The sequence below is a fragment of the Lelliottia sp. RWM.1 genome, assembly GCF_016859735.1.
Classification (GTDB): Bacteria; Pseudomonadota; Gammaproteobacteria; order Enterobacterales; family Enterobacteriaceae; genus Enterobacter.
In genome coordinates, this window is record NZ_WLVC01000117.1 from 1 (window position 1) to 1,868 (window position 1,868).

Genomic DNA, 1,868 nt, shown 5'->3' on the forward strand with positions numbered 1-1,868 from the left:
CGCAGTGATGCCTAACCCTTCCATCGAGGGGGACGTCCAAGGGCTGGCGCCCTTGGCCGCCCCTCATGTCAAACGTTGGGCGAACCCGGAGCCTCATTAATTGTTAGCCGTTAAAATTAAGCCCTTTACCAAACCAATACTTATTATGAAAAACACAATACATATCAACTTCGCTATTTTTTTAATAATTGCAAATATTATCTACAGCAGCGCCAGTGCATCAACAGATATCTCTACTGTTGCATCTCCATTATTTGAAGGAACTGAAGGTTGTTTTTTACTTTACGATGCATCCACAAACGCTGAAATTGCTCAATTCAATAAAGCAAAGTGTGCAACGCAAATGGCACCAGATTCAACTTTCAAGATCGCATTATCACTTATGGCATTTGATGCGGAAATAATAGATCAGAAAACCATATTCAAATGGGATAAAACCCCCAAAGGAATGGAGATCTGGAACAGCAATCATACACCAAAGACGTGGATGCAATTTTCTGTTGTTTGGGTTTCGCAAGAAATAACCCAAAAAATTGGATTAAATAAAATCAAGAATTATCTCAAAGATTTTGATTATGGAAATCAAGACTTCTCTGGAGATAAAGAAAGAAACAACGGATTAACAGAAGCATGGCTCGAAAGTAGCTTAAAAATTTCACCAGAAGAACAAATTCAATTCCTGCGTAAAATTATTAATCACAATCTCCCAGTTAAAAACTCAGCCATAGAAAACACCATAGAGAACATGTATCTACAAGATCTGGATAATAGTACAAAACTGTATGGGAAAACTGGTGCAGGATTCACAGCAAATAGAACCTTACAAAACGGATGGTTTGAAGGGTTTATTATAAGCAAATCAGGACATAAATATGTTTTTGTGTCCGCACTTACAGGAAACTTGGGGTCGAATTTAACATCAAGCATAAAAGCCAAGAAAAATGCGATCACCATTCTAAACACACTAAATTTATAAAAAATCTAATGGCAAAATCGCCCAACCCTTCAATCAAGTCGGGACGGCCAAAAGCAAGCTTTTGGCTCCCCTCGCTGGCGCTCGGCGCCCCTTATTTCAAACGTTAGACGGCAAAGTCACAGACCGCGGGATCTCTTATGACCAACTACTTTGATAGCCCCTTCAAAGGCAAGCTGCTTTCTGAGCAAGTGAAGAACCCCAATATCAAAGTTGGGCGGTACAGCTATTACTCTGGCTACTATCATGGGCACTCATTCGATGACTGCGCACGGTATCTGTTTCCGGACCGTGATGACGTTGATAAGTTGATCATCGGTAGTTTCTGCTCTATCGGGAGTGGGGCTTCCTTTATCATGGCTGGCAATCAGGGGCATCGGTACGACTGGGCATCATCTTTCCCGTTCTTTTATATGCAGGAAGAACCTGCATTCTCAAGCGCACTCGATGCCTTCCAAAAAGCAGGTAATACTGTCATTGGCAATGACGTTTGGATCGGCTCTGAGGCAATGGTCATGCCCGGAATCAAGATCGGGCACGGTGCGGTGATAGGCAGCCGCTCGTTGGTGACAAAAGATGTGGAGCCTTACGCTATCGTTGGCGGCAATCCCGCTAAGAAGATTAAGAAACGCTTCACCGATGAGGAAATTTCATTGCTTCTGGAGATGGAGTGGTGGAATTGGTCACTGGAGAAGATCAAAGCGGCAATGCCCATGCTGTGCTCGTCTAATATTGTTGGCCTGCACAAGTATTGGCTCGAGTTTGCCGTCTAACAATTCAATCAAGCCGATGCCGCTTCGCGGCACGGCTTATTTCAGGCGTTAGATGCACTAAGCACATAATTGCTCACAGCCAAACTATCAGGTCAAGTCTGCTTTTATTATTTTTAAGCGTG

Annotated in this window: 2 protein-coding genes; both read left to right on the top strand. The window is 43.0% G+C overall.

Annotated features, from left to right (window positions below; translation table 11 throughout):
- Positions 1–145: 145 nt before the first annotated feature.
- Positions 146–976, top strand: a complete 831-nt coding sequence (locus GF617_RS26770; protein ID WP_001334766.1) for an oxacillin-hydrolyzing class D beta-lactamase OXA-1 — start codon at positions 146–148, stop codon at positions 974–976.
- 137 nt (positions 977–1,113) lie between these two features.
- The gene (locus GF617_RS26775) at positions 1,114–1,746 is read left to right on the top strand and encodes a type B-3 chloramphenicol O-acetyltransferase CatB3 (RefSeq protein WP_000186237.1); all 633 of its coding nucleotides are present in this window, start codon (positions 1,114–1,116) and stop codon (positions 1,744–1,746) included.
- Positions 1,747–1,868: the final 122 nt, after the last annotated feature.

Bases quoted from the DNA above. Each gene is read 5' to 3' on its own strand.
- GF617_RS26775 (WP_000186237.1), top strand. From the start codon at position 1,114: ATGACCAACTACTTTGATAGCCCCTTCAAAGGCAAGCTGCTTTCTGAG.
- GF617_RS26770 (WP_001334766.1), top strand. From the start codon at position 146: ATGAAAAACACAATACATATCAACTTCGCTATTTTTTTAATAATTGCA.